This window comes from Pseudovibrio japonicus (assembly GCF_014651595.1).
In the GTDB taxonomy this organism is placed as follows: Bacteria; Pseudomonadota; Alphaproteobacteria; order Rhizobiales; family Stappiaceae; genus Pseudovibrio; species Pseudovibrio japonicus.
On record NZ_BMXE01000006.1, the window covers coordinates 250,590 to 264,935 of the forward strand.

At 51.8% G+C, this 14,346-nt stretch carries 11 protein-coding genes and 2 pseudogenes; 9 read left to right on the forward strand and 4 right to left on the reverse strand.

The genetic code is table 11. The annotated features are described in order from the left end of the window. Positions 1-12 precede the first annotated feature (12 nt). Positions 13-936 (reverse strand): alpha/beta hydrolase, encoded by a 924-nt coding sequence (locus IE076_RS16835; RefSeq protein ID WP_189437944.1) that lies wholly within the window; start codon positions 934-936, stop codon positions 13-15. A 269-nt stretch (positions 937-1,205) separates the two neighbouring features. On the opposite strand from IE076_RS16835, the gene IE076_RS16840 reads away from it, so the two are divergent. The 7 genes from IE076_RS16840 (at position 1,206) to IE076_RS16870 (ending at position 7,075) form a co-directional block, all read left to right on the forward strand. Beyond that, positions 1,206-1,832, forward strand: a complete 627-nt coding sequence (locus tag IE076_RS16840; RefSeq protein WP_189437945.1) for a class I SAM-dependent methyltransferase — start codon at positions 1,206-1,208, stop codon at positions 1,830-1,832. A gap of 285 nt (positions 1,833-2,117) precedes the next feature. Next, the gene (locus IE076_RS16845) at positions 2,118-2,732 is read left to right on the forward strand and encodes a TetR/AcrR family transcriptional regulator (RefSeq protein ID WP_189437946.1); all 615 of its coding nucleotides are present in this window, start codon (positions 2,118-2,120) and stop codon (positions 2,730-2,732) included. Positions 2,733-2,937: 205 nt separating this feature from the next. Beyond that, on the forward strand, positions 2,938-3,969 hold the full coding sequence (gene curA / locus IE076_RS16850) for an NADPH-dependent curcumin/dihydrocurcumin reductase (RefSeq protein ID WP_189437947.1): 1,032 nt from the start codon (positions 2,938-2,940) through the stop codon (positions 3,967-3,969). A 95-nt stretch (positions 3,970-4,064) separates the two neighbouring features. Next, a complete protein-coding gene (locus tag IE076_RS16855; RefSeq protein ID WP_189437948.1) occupies positions 4,065-4,742 on the forward strand; it encodes a type 1 glutamine amidotransferase domain-containing protein in 678 nt (225 codons plus the stop codon). Between the two features lie 400 nt (positions 4,743-5,142). After that, entirely contained in the window at positions 5,143-5,481 is a 339-nt protein-coding gene (locus tag IE076_RS16860; RefSeq protein ID WP_244649715.1) for an MbcA/ParS/Xre antitoxin family protein, read from the forward strand. Beyond that, positions 5,478-6,206, forward strand: coding sequence for an RES family NAD+ phosphorylase (locus tag IE076_RS16865; RefSeq protein WP_244649711.1), 729 nt, complete (start codon positions 5,478-5,480; stop codon positions 6,204-6,206). The genes IE076_RS16860 and IE076_RS16865 overlap by 4 nt, the downstream gene beginning before the upstream one ends. Positions 6,207-6,277: 71 nt before the next feature. Continuing rightward, positions 6,278-7,075 (forward strand): hypothetical protein, encoded by a 798-nt coding sequence (locus tag IE076_RS16870; protein WP_209009206.1) that lies wholly within the window; start codon positions 6,278-6,280, stop codon positions 7,073-7,075. Between the two features lie 93 nt (positions 7,076-7,168). On the opposite strand, the gene IE076_RS16875 is transcribed toward IE076_RS16870, so the two are convergent. Next, positions 7,169-8,563: an alanine/glycine:cation symporter family protein gene (locus IE076_RS16875; protein ID WP_308936439.1), complete on the reverse strand. Its 1,395-nt coding sequence runs from the start codon at positions 8,561-8,563 to the stop codon at positions 7,169-7,171. 601 nt (positions 8,564-9,164) lie between these two features. Further along, positions 9,165-9,347, reverse strand: coding sequence for a hypothetical protein (locus IE076_RS23105; protein ID WP_189437951.1), 183 nt, complete (start codon positions 9,345-9,347; stop codon positions 9,165-9,167). 1,873 nt (positions 9,348-11,220) lie between these two features. Between IE076_RS23105 and IE076_RS16885 the strand changes: the two genes are divergently transcribed. Further along, the gene (locus tag IE076_RS16885; RefSeq protein ID WP_189437952.1) at positions 11,221-12,387 is read left to right on the forward strand and encodes a nucleotide sugar dehydrogenase; all 1,167 of its coding nucleotides are present in this window, start codon (positions 11,221-11,223) and stop codon (positions 12,385-12,387) included. Positions 12,388-12,843: 456 nt separating this feature from the next. On the opposite strand, the pseudogene IE076_RS16890 reads toward IE076_RS16885, so the two are convergent. Then, positions 12,844-13,938: pseudogene (locus IE076_RS16890) on the reverse strand (IS3 family transposase). Positions 13,939-14,026: 88 nt separating this feature from the next. Between IE076_RS16890 and IE076_RS16895 the strand changes: the two are divergent. Continuing rightward, positions 14,027-14,182 (forward strand): annotated as a pseudogene (locus tag IE076_RS16895) (IS3 family transposase); the annotation flags it as partial. Positions 14,183-14,346: the final 164 nt, after the last annotated feature.

Sequence of the window (14,346 nt, forward strand, 5' to 3'; positions counted from 1 at the left end):
GGAAGATCCTGTTCAAAGCGTTGAAAGAAAATGTTCAGCGACCGCATCAAGAGCCCGGTCAACCGGTTGGGCCTTGTCGTAGAAGTCGTACTGGGTCACCCCCTCAAACCAGAGTGTGGTCGCGCGGTCTCCCATGTGCCGTGCGAACTCCTTGGCACCCATCGGCAGGGCTGCAGCCTCACTGTGCACGATCAGCGTCGGCTGGTTTTGTTTTTCGGCCGTGCTCACACCATCAAACGTCAGCCACGTTTCCCAGGAGGCAAGATTGAATTTGTTATCAAACTCAGGGATCAGGCCGCGGTCTTCCTCGGTGTAATACTCGGTGTTGAACATGAGCGCGGTTTCATCCACCTTGCTGGCGGCAACAATGTAACGCGGCTGTTCGTGGGTCAGGGCATCACGGCCCAGTTTCAGCAAGGCACTGACACCCTCTACACCGCCGTAAACCTCTGAAACCATTTCAGGATTATGCAGATAGGGCGCAACAAGGGCCAGTGAATGCACGTGCCGGTTCCCCCCAGTCGCCGCGCTCATGTAACCGGCTGATTCAGAAAGGGCGAGGCCGGAAATCCGGTCCGGATCTACATCCGGGCAGCGGCCCATAAAGTCGATGGCGGCACGAATATCATCGGTCTTGCGCAGAGGGTCTTCCAGATATTTCGTCTTGCCCTCATGGGCAGAATGCCCCCAGCCGCGAAAATCAAAAGCCAGCGCAGCAAACCCGCGTAAGGCCAGTTCAGAGGCATAAAGGCCGGACATCTGTTCCTTCACCGAAGTCCATGCGCCTGTGACCACAACACCGGGAAGTTTACCTGAGGCAGGTCTTTGTTTGGGAAGGTAAAGATCCCCATGCAACACCTCACCATGGCACTCAAACTCCACGGGCCGAACCTCCACCTTCCCCAGATTACTACTGAGTTTCTTCCTCTCAGGCATTTGCAGATCCTTGGTTCTGTACAGACAATCTTTTAGCAAGATCTCCCGTAGACTAGAAAAATGCCTTTAACGTCCAGCAGGGGCTTGCCCACATCGTAAAAACGCGGCTGCTCAGACCCTACAAAATCGCTTAAACTCCTAGATGACCGGGGTAGGAACCCGGTTCCTCGATGCAATACATTGATTGTACTTTAGATAATTCTAAATTATATATTGTCCTTGTAGCCACACCAGCCCAACAGGCTCTGTTGCAAAAGAAGAAGTCCGAGATGAACCAGAAAGTTGCGCACTGGAACGCCGTTTATACCGCTCGCGAAGAAGAAAAACTGACTTGGTACGAGATCCAACCAACACTCTCCTACAAGTTTGTCACCGAATTTCTTAAGCTGGGCCAACCGTATATCGATGTGGGCGGCGGAGCATCCAAACTGACCAGCATCCTGCACGCGGCAGGCTATGGTCCACTTGCCGTTCTAGATATCTCGCCCCTTGTGCTGGAGACAGGGAAGGAGCGTTTAGGCGGCGTTGCTCATGATGTGGACTGGATCTGTGCGGACATCACCAAGTGGACGCCAACAAGCACCTATCAAGTCTGGCATGACCGCGCAGTGTTCCACTTCCTGACCGAGGTGGAAGACCAAAAAGCCTATGTAAATGCGTTGGTTAAGGCTGTTCCCATAGGCGGCACCACAATCATCTCCACGTTTGCAGAGGACGGGCCGGAAACCTGTTCCGGCTTGCCTGTTCAGCGCTATTCCTCGCAGACACTTGCCGACAAACTGGAAGCCCTTGCTCCGGGTGCTTTCTCGCTTGTCGCCGCACACCTGCATACACATGTGACGCCAAAAAAGAACGAGCAACACTTCCAGACGAGCATCTTCAAGCGTGTTGCCTGATATGGTGGAAGCGCTGCTCGCTCTTGTGGAAGGGGCGCAGATCAATTTCCGGATTGTATAATCGGCTGAGGGTGAAAAACGCTTCGCTCACTCATAAGCGGTTATCGAGAAGGGCCTGCGGGGATAACGCAGACCCAGCCGGCAATTATCCCCACCCGGATAGACCTTATTAAGCCGCGGAAATCCGCGCTGCATTACCGTCACGGCCTGAAATATGAACAGAGCACATCAGGAATAACACCCACCCACTAGACGACCGGTCTATTTTAATTTAAAACACTTCACATGAAGAAAAGTGAAGCCACAAGACAACACATCTTAGAAACCGGTCGCAAGCTGATTGCAGAGCAGGGTTTTTCAAGCATGGGCCTGAGCCTGCTGCTGAAAACAGCGGGCGTTCCGAAGGGCTCCTTCTATCACTACTTTGAATCTAAAGAGCATTTTGGCTGCGTTCTAGTTCAGCAATACATTGACGAGTACATGGCAACCCTGGACGCGCTGCTTGAGCCGGGTGAGCTGACCTATCGTGAAAAGCTGTTCAGCTACTGGAGCCGCTGGAAGACGACCCAACACGCTGAGGACACCTCCAAGCACTGCCTGATTGTAAAACTGAGCGCGGAAATCGCTGATAGTTCCGAGGACATCAGGGAGCTGATGGCACAGTTGGCCAATAAGGTGGAGACACGGTTAGGGGACATCATTCAGGCTGGCATTCAGGATGGATCAATCGCACCGGGCGTCGATCCCAAAGTGACCGCTCAACTGCTCTACCAAATGTGGTTGGGCGCCAGCCTCATCGGCAAACTGACACGGGAAAAGAAGCCATTCTACCGGGCACTGGAGTTCACGGAAATCCTGCTGCCTGCTGCACAAACCAAAACACAGGGCATACACGCTTAACCCTCCAAGGTTAGGCGCGAAATCGCAAGGTTTCGGGCACCCCTTCCAAAAGTTCATGGCGTGGGCACTGCACCAGCAATGCCCATAACCAGCGCCGTCTGATTCAACACCGTCTGTGGTGATGCGATGAAGCAGGTCCACACCGGGATGAATCCGAAAAGATAACTAAAAACAAACTATTACTGTCTTAAATTGAGGAATAAAAATGACACAGACTGCAGAAGTAAACCGTCAGATCGTATTGGCAGAGCGTCCAGTCGGAGCACCAACACCTCAGAACTTCCGTCTGGAAGAAGCTGGCATCCCGACACCGGGCGAAGGCGAAATGCTGCTGCGTACCGTTTATCTGTCTCTGGACCCATATATGCGTGGCCGTATGAGCGATGCCAAGTCCTATGCTGACCCAACCCAGATCGGCGACCCGATGACAGGCGGTACCGTGTCTGTGGTGGTTAAATCCAACCTTAAGAACTTCAGTGAAGGCGACTGGGTTGTGAACATGGGTGGTTGGCAGGACTACCATATCTCCAAGGGCGATATGGTCTTTAACCTGGGTAAAGAACCAACTATGCCGTCATGGGCACTGGGTGTTCTTGGCATGCCGGGCTTCACTGCATATGCTGGTCTTCTGGAAATTGGCCAGCCAAAAGAAGGCGAAACCATTGCTGTTGCAGCTGCGACGGGTCCCGTTGGTGCGACTGTGGGTCAGATCGGCAAGATCAAAGGTTGCCGCGTTGTGGGTATCGCTGGCGGCGAGGAAAAGTGCAAGCATGCCGTTGAAAATCTCGGCTTCGATGTTTGTCTCGACCGCAACTCCCCAACCTTTGCAAAGGATCTGAAAGAAGCCTGCCCAAAAGGAATTGACGTTTACTTTGAGAATGTTGGCGGTGCTATCTTTGATGCGGTGCTGCCGCTGCTCAACCCACATGCACGTATTCCACTGTGTGGTCTGATCTCCCAGTACAACGCGACCAGCCTGCCAGAAGGTCCGGACCGTACGGGTGCGCTGATGGGTGCTTTGCTGGTGAAAAAGATCCGCATGCAGGGCTTTATCATCTTTGATAGTTTCCCAAATCTTTACCCAAAATTCGCAGCAGATATGCAGCAGTGGATCGCAGAAGGTAAGATGAAGTACCGCGAACAGGTCGTTGAGGGATTGGAAAATGCGCATGAAGCATTTATCGGCCTCCTCGAAGGGAAGAACTTCGGCAAGCTCGTCGTAAAAGTGGCCGACTAATCTTCAAGCGGGAATAAAAAGAATAACACGAGCATCAGTGCCTCCTACGGGCACTGATGCCTACTTCATTTATGCCGGCTGAAAGGTAGATCACAATGAACGTGCTTATGGTCCTCACATCCCACGACAAGCTGGGTGATACAGGCGAGAAAACCGGTTTCTGGCTGGAAGAATTTGCAGCCCCTTATTACACATTCAAAGACGCTGGCGCGACAATCACTCTGGCTTCTCCTGCCGGCGGTCAGCCTCCGCTGGATCCTAAGAGCGACCTGCCGGACTTTCAGACTGCCGCCACCGACCGTTTTAAAGCGGACGCGGCTGCAAACAAGGCGCTGGCAAACACTGTGAAGCTGGATAGTGTTTCCGCAGACGATTTTGACGCGATCTTCTACCCAGGCGGACATGGCCCGCTGTGGGATTTGGTTGACAATCCCAAGTCTATCTCTCTTATCGAGAAGGCTTATTATGCAGGCAAGCCAGTCGGCGTCGTCTGTCATGCCTCCGCAGCGCTGATCCATGCAAAGGCCCAGGACGGCACCCCACTTGTCAAAGGCAAGAACGTCACCGGCTTCTCCAACTCTGAAGAAGACGCAGTTCAGCTGACTGACGTTGTGCCTGTGCTGCTGGAAGACGCCCTGCAGGAAAAAGGCGCGATCTACCAAAAGGGACCTGACTGGGGCTCCTTTATTCTGGAAGACGACAATCTGATCACAGGTCAGAACCCTGCATCCTCTGAAGCAGCAGCAAATGCAATTCTGGGGCGTCTGGCCTGACACCAGCCCCGCCTCGCAAAACAACAACCGGTACAGAGATTTGCTCTGTGCCGGTTTTTTTATGCCCGCCGCACGAGGGGAATAAGACCCCCCGCACAGTTTGCGTTGAAATGTGCGTTGCTTTGCGTAAATGCGCGTAAATTTGCGTTGTTATGTTGTTAAGGGCGTGTCGGTTGATCGCCCGCAGTCCCAGCCTCCCAAACTCCCGTAGGACCTCAGTCAGCACGTCTGGCCTCTTACACTCGAATCTTGACAGTTGGCACAAAATATATAATATCATGCCAAATGGCATTATTCACGTTTCACCACATCAACGAGAGACATCATGCCCAGCCTCCGAAAGATTGACCAACCTGTGGCACCCGGCGGACCCAAGTTCACCGAGGAAGAGGTGCATGCCATGCAGCGCGCCGTGATCAACCTGTTCGAGCGCTGGCAGCTAACTGATGAGCAGGCCACCATGCTGCTGGGAGACATCGCCAAGCGCACTTATCAACGCTGGAAGGTCAAACAGTATGGCCGTGTGAGTGTGGACCTTGCTGCACGGCTCTCCAACCTGCTTGGCATTCACAAAGCGCTTCGGCTGTTGTTCAGCGATGCCAACCGCGGCTATGGTTGGTTGAAACGACCCAATAAGGATTTCGGCGGCAAATCAGCGCTTGAGATCATGCTGGGCGGGCAACTGACGGATTTGATGCGCGTGCGCAGATATCTTGATGCGCAGCGAGGCAACTGGTGAGCACGTTAACTCTGGTGGAAACGGACCTGAAAGCCCCTGAGACTCATGTCAGCTGGGACAAGTATTATCGTCTGGTCAACTCGGCCTACCCACCCATAGATCTGTTTGAGGACATCGCTGATCCTGCAGACTGGGAACTGTTGGCAGCTGCTGAAAGCCGGACCAACCCGCACCTTGCAGAGACCATCGGCAATCTGGACCTTGTGCCCATTGAGCGCCGCGTAAGTGGTCCCGGTGCGTCTTATCTGACGGCCCCGTTCACCCACGCTTCTCCTGACCGTGCAGGCCGTTTTCACGATGGCTATTTCGGCGCGTTTTATGCTGCTAAATCCTTTGAAACCGCGCTGTTCGAGACCGTGCATCATACCGGCAATTTTTACGCAGCAACGCAGGAAGCACCGGGCTGGATTGCGCAGATGCGCGAGCTGATCGGCAGCGTGGATATCACACTCACCGATGTGACCGATCCGCGCTTTGACATTCTGCTTCACCCGCAAGATTACAGCGCCTCGCAGACCTTCGCCCGCAAGCTGCTGGAGGATGGCGGCGATGGCATTCTGTACCCGAGCGTGCGGGACGAGGGCGGCCTGTGTATCGCAGCGTTTTATCCGGATGTGGTTGCTGCTCCTGTTCAGGCACGGCACTTCAGCTATCACTGGAACGGTGAGGCCATCAATATGATCAAGGACCTGACCTCCGGCGAAGTCTTCGAGATCTCCGAATAAGAAGCGCCCGCATCCAAAGCCCTCCGAGATATGTCAGGTCGGCCAGCGCTGCGCAGGTTTGGGAGATTAGCATGTCTGCAATTGATTTCGTGAGGATTGCAATTGTGAGCATTTATAGCGGCGGCGGCACCTACAGCCTTTCCAACTACAGCCTGTCAAAATATGTCGGCAATGCATCGTCTTCGCTCAGCACCCGCATGAGCGAAAGTCTCGTTCCTCAGGATGAGGAGCCGGCAACAGACGATACGCAAACCACACCAGACCTTGAGCCCACTCCGGATACCGTCATCGACGCGCGTGATCAGCTGGACGACCTATATGGCGAGCTAGGCACCGCTGCGGATGACTACAAAGACGACATGGAGACGTTCCGCACCGAGGTCTTTGATAAGCTAGGGTTCACCCGCGAAACGCTTCACATGATTGCGCGTAATGAACACGGCTACTTCTCTGAGCAAGAGGTCGAAGCCGCAAAGCAGTCCATGGATGAGCAGTTGGATGAAGCACTCGGTAAGAACGACCCGGACTACGCACCAACTGCGGAGAACTATCTGTCCCTCCTGCAATACCTGAACGAGGAGACCTTCGAGGACGAGCGCGGCACGTTTGAGTGGGCAATCAGCAAAGCAAGTGCTCAGGTCCATTACAAACGGCTTGCCGATGGTGAGGAGAGCGATCTGTTCTCTGATGATCCGGTCGTGGACCTGCTCACCGAGGCTTATGAGGAACTGTTTGAAGCACAGAAGACCGACGCCGACGCGAAGTTGGAATCCATGCCTTCCTACGATTCCGCCCAGTACCGGTGGGATAGCAACAACGACACGAGCGACTCCGATACCTACACGGCTCCAGATAGCTGGTGGAGGTAATCCAAGCCAGAAGACACTCCCGAACATAGCACTCAATACAAAAATGGCCCGGCGATGAAACCGGGCCATTTTCTTTGAAAACTGTGTTTTCTCTTATTCAGCCGGAGCCTTGCTTGCTTCTGCAGATGCATCCCGCTCAGCGAAGTACTCTTTGGTCAGCTTGAAGACGACCGGGCTCAGCAGCAGCAGGGCGATCAGGTTTGGAATAGCCATCATCGCATTCAGCGTATCAGCTACCAGCCAGATGAAGCTCAGTTCCGCAGTCGCACCGAAGTAGATCGCAGCTACCCACAGTACACGGTACGGCTTGAGCGCACGTGGACCGAAGAAGAAGCCGATGCACTTCTCGCCATAGAAGCTCCAACCCAGAATGGTGGTGAAGGCAAACACGGAGAGAGAGATTGCGATGATGTAGCCACCAACGCCCGGCAGAGCCATCTCAAAGGCCAGTGAGGTCAGACCCGCGCCGGATTCACCGGAGGTCCATGCACCGGATGCCACAATCGCAAGACCAGTGATGGTACAAACGATGATGGTGTCGATGAACGTGCCCAGCATCGCGATCAGACCCTGCTTCACAGGGCTCTTGGTTTCAGCAACAGCGTGAGCGATTGGCGCAGAACCCAGACCAGCTTCGTTAGAGAACACGCCGCGTGCAACACCAAAGCGGATCGCAGCCCAAACAGCAGCACCAGCAAAACCACCTTGAGCAGCAGTTCCGGTGAAGGCCTGCGTAAACACCAGTTCAAGCGCAGAACCGATCGCATCGATGTTGATAAACAGAACAACAAGGCCAGCGATGATGTAAGTAATAGCCATAAACGGAACCAGCTTACCGGCAACGTTACCGATACGGGTGACACCGCCCAGAATAACAGCGCCAGTCAGCACCATTAGAATAACAGCAGTTACCTCTACTGGCATGTTGAAGTTCTCGTTCAGAACGTTTGCAACACTGTTTGCCTGTACGCCGTTACCGATACCAAATGCAGCAACACCACCACACAGGGCGAAGGTTGACCCCAACCAGAACCAACCACGGCCCAGACCGTTCTTGATGTAGTACATCGGGCCGCCAACATAGTTGCCAGCACTGTCACGCTCGCGGTACTTCACCGCCAGTACAGCCTCTGCATACTTGGTTGCCAGACCCACAAGAGCGGTCATCCACATCCAGAACAGCGCACCAGGACCGCCAAGGAAGACAGCTGTGGCGACGCCCGCGATGTTACCTGTACCGATTGTTGCTGAAAGAGAGGTCATCAGCGCATTGAAGGGGCTGATTTCACCGCCACCTGCGCCTGTGCGACCTTTCCAGAGCAGGCTAAAACCCGTGCCCAATCTAAAGATGGGCATTAATTTAAGTCCGATCTGGAGAACTAGTCCAACCCCGAGAATAGCTACAAGCATAAACGGGCCCCAAACAAACGAGTTAATCGTGCCTAGGTAATTCGTCATTGTTTCCATGGTTAGCCTCCCACCATGCATTTTTATTAAAAGACGTTTTACATCTTCAACATGCAGCCCGAATACATCTACATTAGGCTAATTTCAAACTTTATTGTTGAATATCAATGACTTAATGGTGGAAATAATTGATTTTGCGTAGAATTTTACGAAATTTTTGGTGAAAATCTCCCGCTTTGCGGGCCGATTTTATCGATTTCAACCTCGTGATTTGTAAGATTTACGAAAATTTATTCGTATTTTTGCGCGGATTGAGGATAATCTCACCAACGCGGAGAGAAGCCCGAACCGTTGGATGCAGCGCGGCAAAATTCGAGCTTCCGGTTGAATGAGCAAGCACGTAAATGAGGAGGAGGTTGTTAGGAGCAAGGCTGTGCACCGTAATAGACCTTGCAGCCTCTTCTATGAAGCCGGCTCCCGTGCAAGCGCCTTCAAAATTTCATGGAACAGCCCGTGAGAAAGAAGCAAGAACGTACCTATGAAGAGATCGTTTTACTCACCAGGGCTCCCTTGAATCATTTAAGTGAAGCTACAAATAGCCTTCTTCCATGCGTAATTCAGGCCTGAATTTCAAGAAACTGACTTATGGGGAGACTTCAGTTCCTCCACCGACAGAGCGGATTCAGCCATCAAACTGTACTTTTATCAACCTCCACATAACCTCAAAACCCTTAGTCCTTGCATCCGCTGTTTGCATCAGTTGGAAGTTGATCGTTGGTTTGATTAACCGTTTGAACTTGCCATGGTCACTCGCCGGTTTGCTACTTCGATATTTAACTTGCCGCAAATCAACAAATTCATGCACTTTTCCTTGGGCCTTCAGCTTGGCGAGGGCGTGCTGTTAGGCCGGATTCTTATCTGTGTAGATCCTAGCGGCACTATAATGTTTCGAAAGCCGGTGCGCTTTGGTTAAAGCAGTTTGGCAGCTGCAGTACTACTGCGGAAGCAGAACAGCAAAACAATGGTTTTGCCATACTTTTCGACGCCCCGGTAACGGTATAACCAGTACCCTTTGACGTGCACATGTCTTTCGTCTACTCCGCAGGAAGAAGATCGGATATTCTGATACAACGATGTTCGTTTCTCTAGTTTAGGAGCGTAGCGTTGCACCTACCGATAGGGCGTTGTGTAGTCAACATTGACGTTGTGCTCATTCAGCATCTCCTCAAGATCACGATAGCTATTGGCATATTTGCAATATCATCTCAATGCCCAAAGAATGGCCTCAACTATTTGCAAGCTACCGGACCAACCAATTCAGTCAGCAGGCCCCTTCACAAACAGCCCTATTAGGGTGCAGTCGCAAAACCTTTTTTCTCCACGCTTTTGCCAAAATAGCGAGTGCGCCGCAGGTTGGCAGCTGCTCTCGACGTCTCAGAACGCAACGCCCTTAGACTGCCCGAGTTCATCGGCGGCGAGTGCTCCGGAGAACTGTCATTGGTCCCTCAAGACTAGCCTCTACCAGAGGCATTGATTGAAGAGATTGTGGAACAGAAATAAAATTGAGCTTACAACTCGCCCTTTCCCGCTTAACTCAGGTCGCAATGACGCGCTCGAGCATTGAGCCTCCAAGTTCTGGCAACCTATTGAGGACGGCGACATTGAATTTGGTCTCCGTCTTCTGGTTTGCAAACTCATGGGACTTTAAACTTGTTCCGAAGATTTATATATAACGCTCGATCAAGGTCTCGCCTCTAGAACGCCGCCCGTATGCGGTGTGCGTCTGCCAGGCGATTCTGTCATGTTCCTGAATGGCAAGAAGATGCCTGTCACGAGCCGTGGGAATGTTGTAGCCTGAGGGCTAGGGACCGCCGATCTATGCGGCGGAATGATGACCTCCACCTCATCGAAACGATCGCCGATGCTTGTCTGGTAGGCTCCCGTCATAAGCACCCTCACCCAGAGACGGCGCAACCGCACCATCAATCTGATGAAGCAAATCCGGCAGCACCGTGAGGCCAGCCACCATATCTACCGTCAGTTCAGCGCGCAGGATTTCGCCCGAGTTCAGGTCCTTCTACAAATGAGTTTGCGCAGCTTTCTGCGCTTTATCTTGGATCCGTGTTTGGCTTGCAGCCATTCTCCAGCTCTAAAGACCTTCAGTCCGCTGCCCTCGACCACCAGATGGGCCGGTTCGGATCAAGAAGTTGATGCCTGCTGATTTGTCGGCTTTAAATTTCCGGCTCTACACTACAACATTGAAGAATCGGGGATGGCCGCTCCGACTGCATCAGGCGAACCCGCGAGAGCCAAGCCCGTGGGTATGGCGGAGCGCGAAGTCGAGAACCAACCTAAACTGCAAACATATCTCGATGGCGTAGCCTGAGAATTTCGCAGGCGTGTGCGGCGTCTGTTGTTTAGAACGAGCCATGGTCTGGCAACCTCATCGTCAATCCCAATGGTTACATCACCACGCATCCGAAGATTTTCGCTCTGTTCAGGCAAAGTAGTGACCAGTAACCCAGCCTTTGTAAATTTGTCCCGCCGCGCAGCATTGTGTTTGAGTGTCATGCAAAAACGCGTTTGCCAAGAATGTTCCGCCTACAGAAACATCAAAGGTGGATTTGTACAGCAAGGCCTTGAAAACCTGAGAAAACACTCTATTAACCAGAGATATTTGACAGTTCTCACAGAACCGTTGTTCACCTTATACAAATTGAACCCCTCGAGGAAGATTAATGAAAATTGCCGTTGCCGGGATGGGCTATGTTGGAATGTCTATATCAGTGTTACTGGCCCAAAGGCACGAGGTTGTTTCAGTCGACATCTCGCCCGAGCGAGTTAACATGGTCAACAAACGCCTTAGTCCTATAGAAGATCGTGAAATTGAGCAATTCCTTTCGCAAAAAACGTTGAATATACGGGCCACAACCGAAGCGCAGAGCGCCTACGCGGACACCGATTTTGTTGTCGTTGCCACGCCAACAAATTACGACCCCGAAACGAATTACTTTGACACCTCTTCCGTGGAAGAAGTGGTCGGGCAGGTTCTTGCAGTCAACAGCAGTGCGGCGATTATTATCAAATCGACTATTCCAGTTGGCTTCACCCAGAGCCTACGCGAAAAGTACGGCACTGATCGGATTATCTTTTCTCCCGAATTCCTCCGGGAAGGCCAAGCCCTTAAGGACAACCTGTACCCTAGCCGAATCATTGTTGGCGACACCGGAGAGCAAGCCCGCCAGTTCGCCCAGCTACTGCTTGAAAGTGCGATCGGTACAGACGTTCCGGTGCAGTTTACCAGCCCTTCCGAGGCTGAGGCCATCAAACTGTTCGCCAACACCTACCTTGCAATGCGTGTTGCCTTCTTCAACGAACTGGACAGCTACGCCATAGGACACGGGCTGGATGCACGACAGATCATCGAAGGAGTATGTACCGATCCACGCATTGGCAGTCAGTATAACAACCCCTCTTTTGGTTACGGCGGTTACTGTCTTCCGAAAGACACCAAGCAGCTTCTTGCCAACTACTCCGAGGTTCCACAAAACCTTATTCGCGCCATTGTCGATGCCAACCGGACGCGTAAGGATTACATTTCCGAGCGTATTATCATCGAGAACCCCAAGGTTGTAGGAATCTATCGCTTGGTTATGAAAGCCGGCTCCGACAATTTCCGACAATCATCTATCCAAGGCATCATGAAACGCATCAAGGCCAAAGGGATTAAGGTGGTTGTTTATGAGCCCGTCATGGAAGAGGAGACCTTCTTCGGCTCGGCCGTAATGCGAAATCTGGAGGAATTCAAAGCCTGCTCCGACATCATCGTCGCCAATCGGATGACTGCGGATATTGGTGACGTGGTCAAAAAGGTCTTTACTCGAGATTTGTTTGAATCGGATTAATGACTTAGGTACATTGTCGGCCTTGGAGCTCTTCGAATTTCTGTCAAACAGTTTGGCCTGCAGATATCATCTATCGTGCCACAGATGAAAGCTGGCTTTATGTGCCGGACATCAAGGATATGGCAAGCATCGAGATTATTGGCTGGACGATGGCCTGATCACATTCGGGCTTCACTATGCTGCGAGGCTTTCGAGATGCGCTGAGGCGACAGCGAGGTATACTTGGCCGATTCATCAATCAGATCCCGGGAGTCAGTGTGTTAGAGCGCATTCCCGAAAAACGGGGCCGGTTTACGGAAATGAATTCGTGTGAGGACAAACGTTTAGAGCTTGATGCGTGAATTCATATGAACGCAACATGCTCTAGTTGTCGCTACCACAAACAGCTTAGGAACGCAGATGTTATCCAGTCCATGATTAGCAAAGGCAATGGTAATCCCCCATTTATGGAGGAGTTTAGTGGTAGAGTTGTGCCGCCCGTTTCAGTTTGTCGTCGGGCGTAATACCTCCTATGGCCATGTTTAGCCATTCGTTGTTGTAAGTCTAGGGCCAAATTGTGGTTTGTATCTGTGCTTATTCTATGGTTTTAAAGCAGCTCTGAACCAGCCATTCCTGCCTGACTGTTCTGTTGTAGCGTTCGACATAGGTATTCTGTGCCGGTTTTCCTGACTGGATATGAAGGGTCTTGATGCTTTGTTTGTGTGCCCAAGACATCAATGCTTCACTGACATTCTCTGGGCCATTGTCAATGCGTATCGTCTTTGGTTTAACTCGCCATTCAATTAGATGCTTCAAAGCACGCACAACCCGGAGAGCGGTCAAAGAAAAATCAACTTTGATTGCGAAGCCCTACCAGTTGAAATCATAGAGGATATTAGGTGTTCGGTACCGCCTACCGTCCTCCAGCTGATCAGAAAAAAATCCATTGACCACCCCTGATTGGGGCTCGAAGGAACGGTCGGAATGTCTGGCTCTGCTCGTTTCAGGCGCTTACGCGGCCTGATCCGCAGACTCAGTTCCAGCAAGCGGTAAATGCGATAGACACGTTTATGGTTCCAACTAAAGCCTTTAATATTACGAAGGTATAGGAAGCGCAGGTCAAAAACCTAAGTTCTGTGTCTATCGTTAAGCACACCAGCCAATCGGCAATCACCGCATTCTCATCACTCAAGCGCCGTTCATAACGTAGTAGCACTCACCTACACCAAAGGTACGGCGCGCCAGAGCGATGGAACCGCCTTTTCCTTCGACAGCAAACACAGCCACCTCCTTACGCTGAGGTGGCCTGTCTTTTTTTGCAAGAGCTTCCTTCAAGAGCTCAGTTTGCAGAGACTGCTCAGCATACATGGTCTTGCTACGGCGCAGCTCGTCTTCCGCTGACTTCATCTGCAAAATCATCGGCGCATCAAGGCCACGATACAATTACAGCCATTTATAGTAGATCGTTGCGCTCATGCCATGGTCCCGACAAAGCTGGGCAACCGCAAGACCGCTTTCCCCTTACTTCAAAATCGCAGTGATCGACGCATCGCTAAATCGAGATTTCCTCATAAAATCAGGCCTCAATATTAGGCAACACTATCTCTACTTGTAAACTCGATCAAATCTCGGAAGGAGTACCCAATGTCTCCGCAATGCTCCAATCGAGAGCTTCTTTGTCTCTTAGAAGAAAGAACTAGTTCAGCACAGGAGGTTCCAGACAAGAGAGCAAACCAAGGCGGCCATTTTCGACTACCTTGAGGTGTTCTACAACTGCCAGCGCAGACACATTCGGTTATCAGCTGCGAAACCCTGATCGACGTTTAAACAAAGGGCAGCGCAATACGATTAATCAACCTGTCCAGAAATAGAGACGAACTTCAGGTTCTCTACTGTCTTGGGTCCCCGACTAATTTAGGGATCGCGACAAGGTTTTGACTAAAGGGCCATCCCAACTGCTGCGAAGAAGTAAGCCTCTGA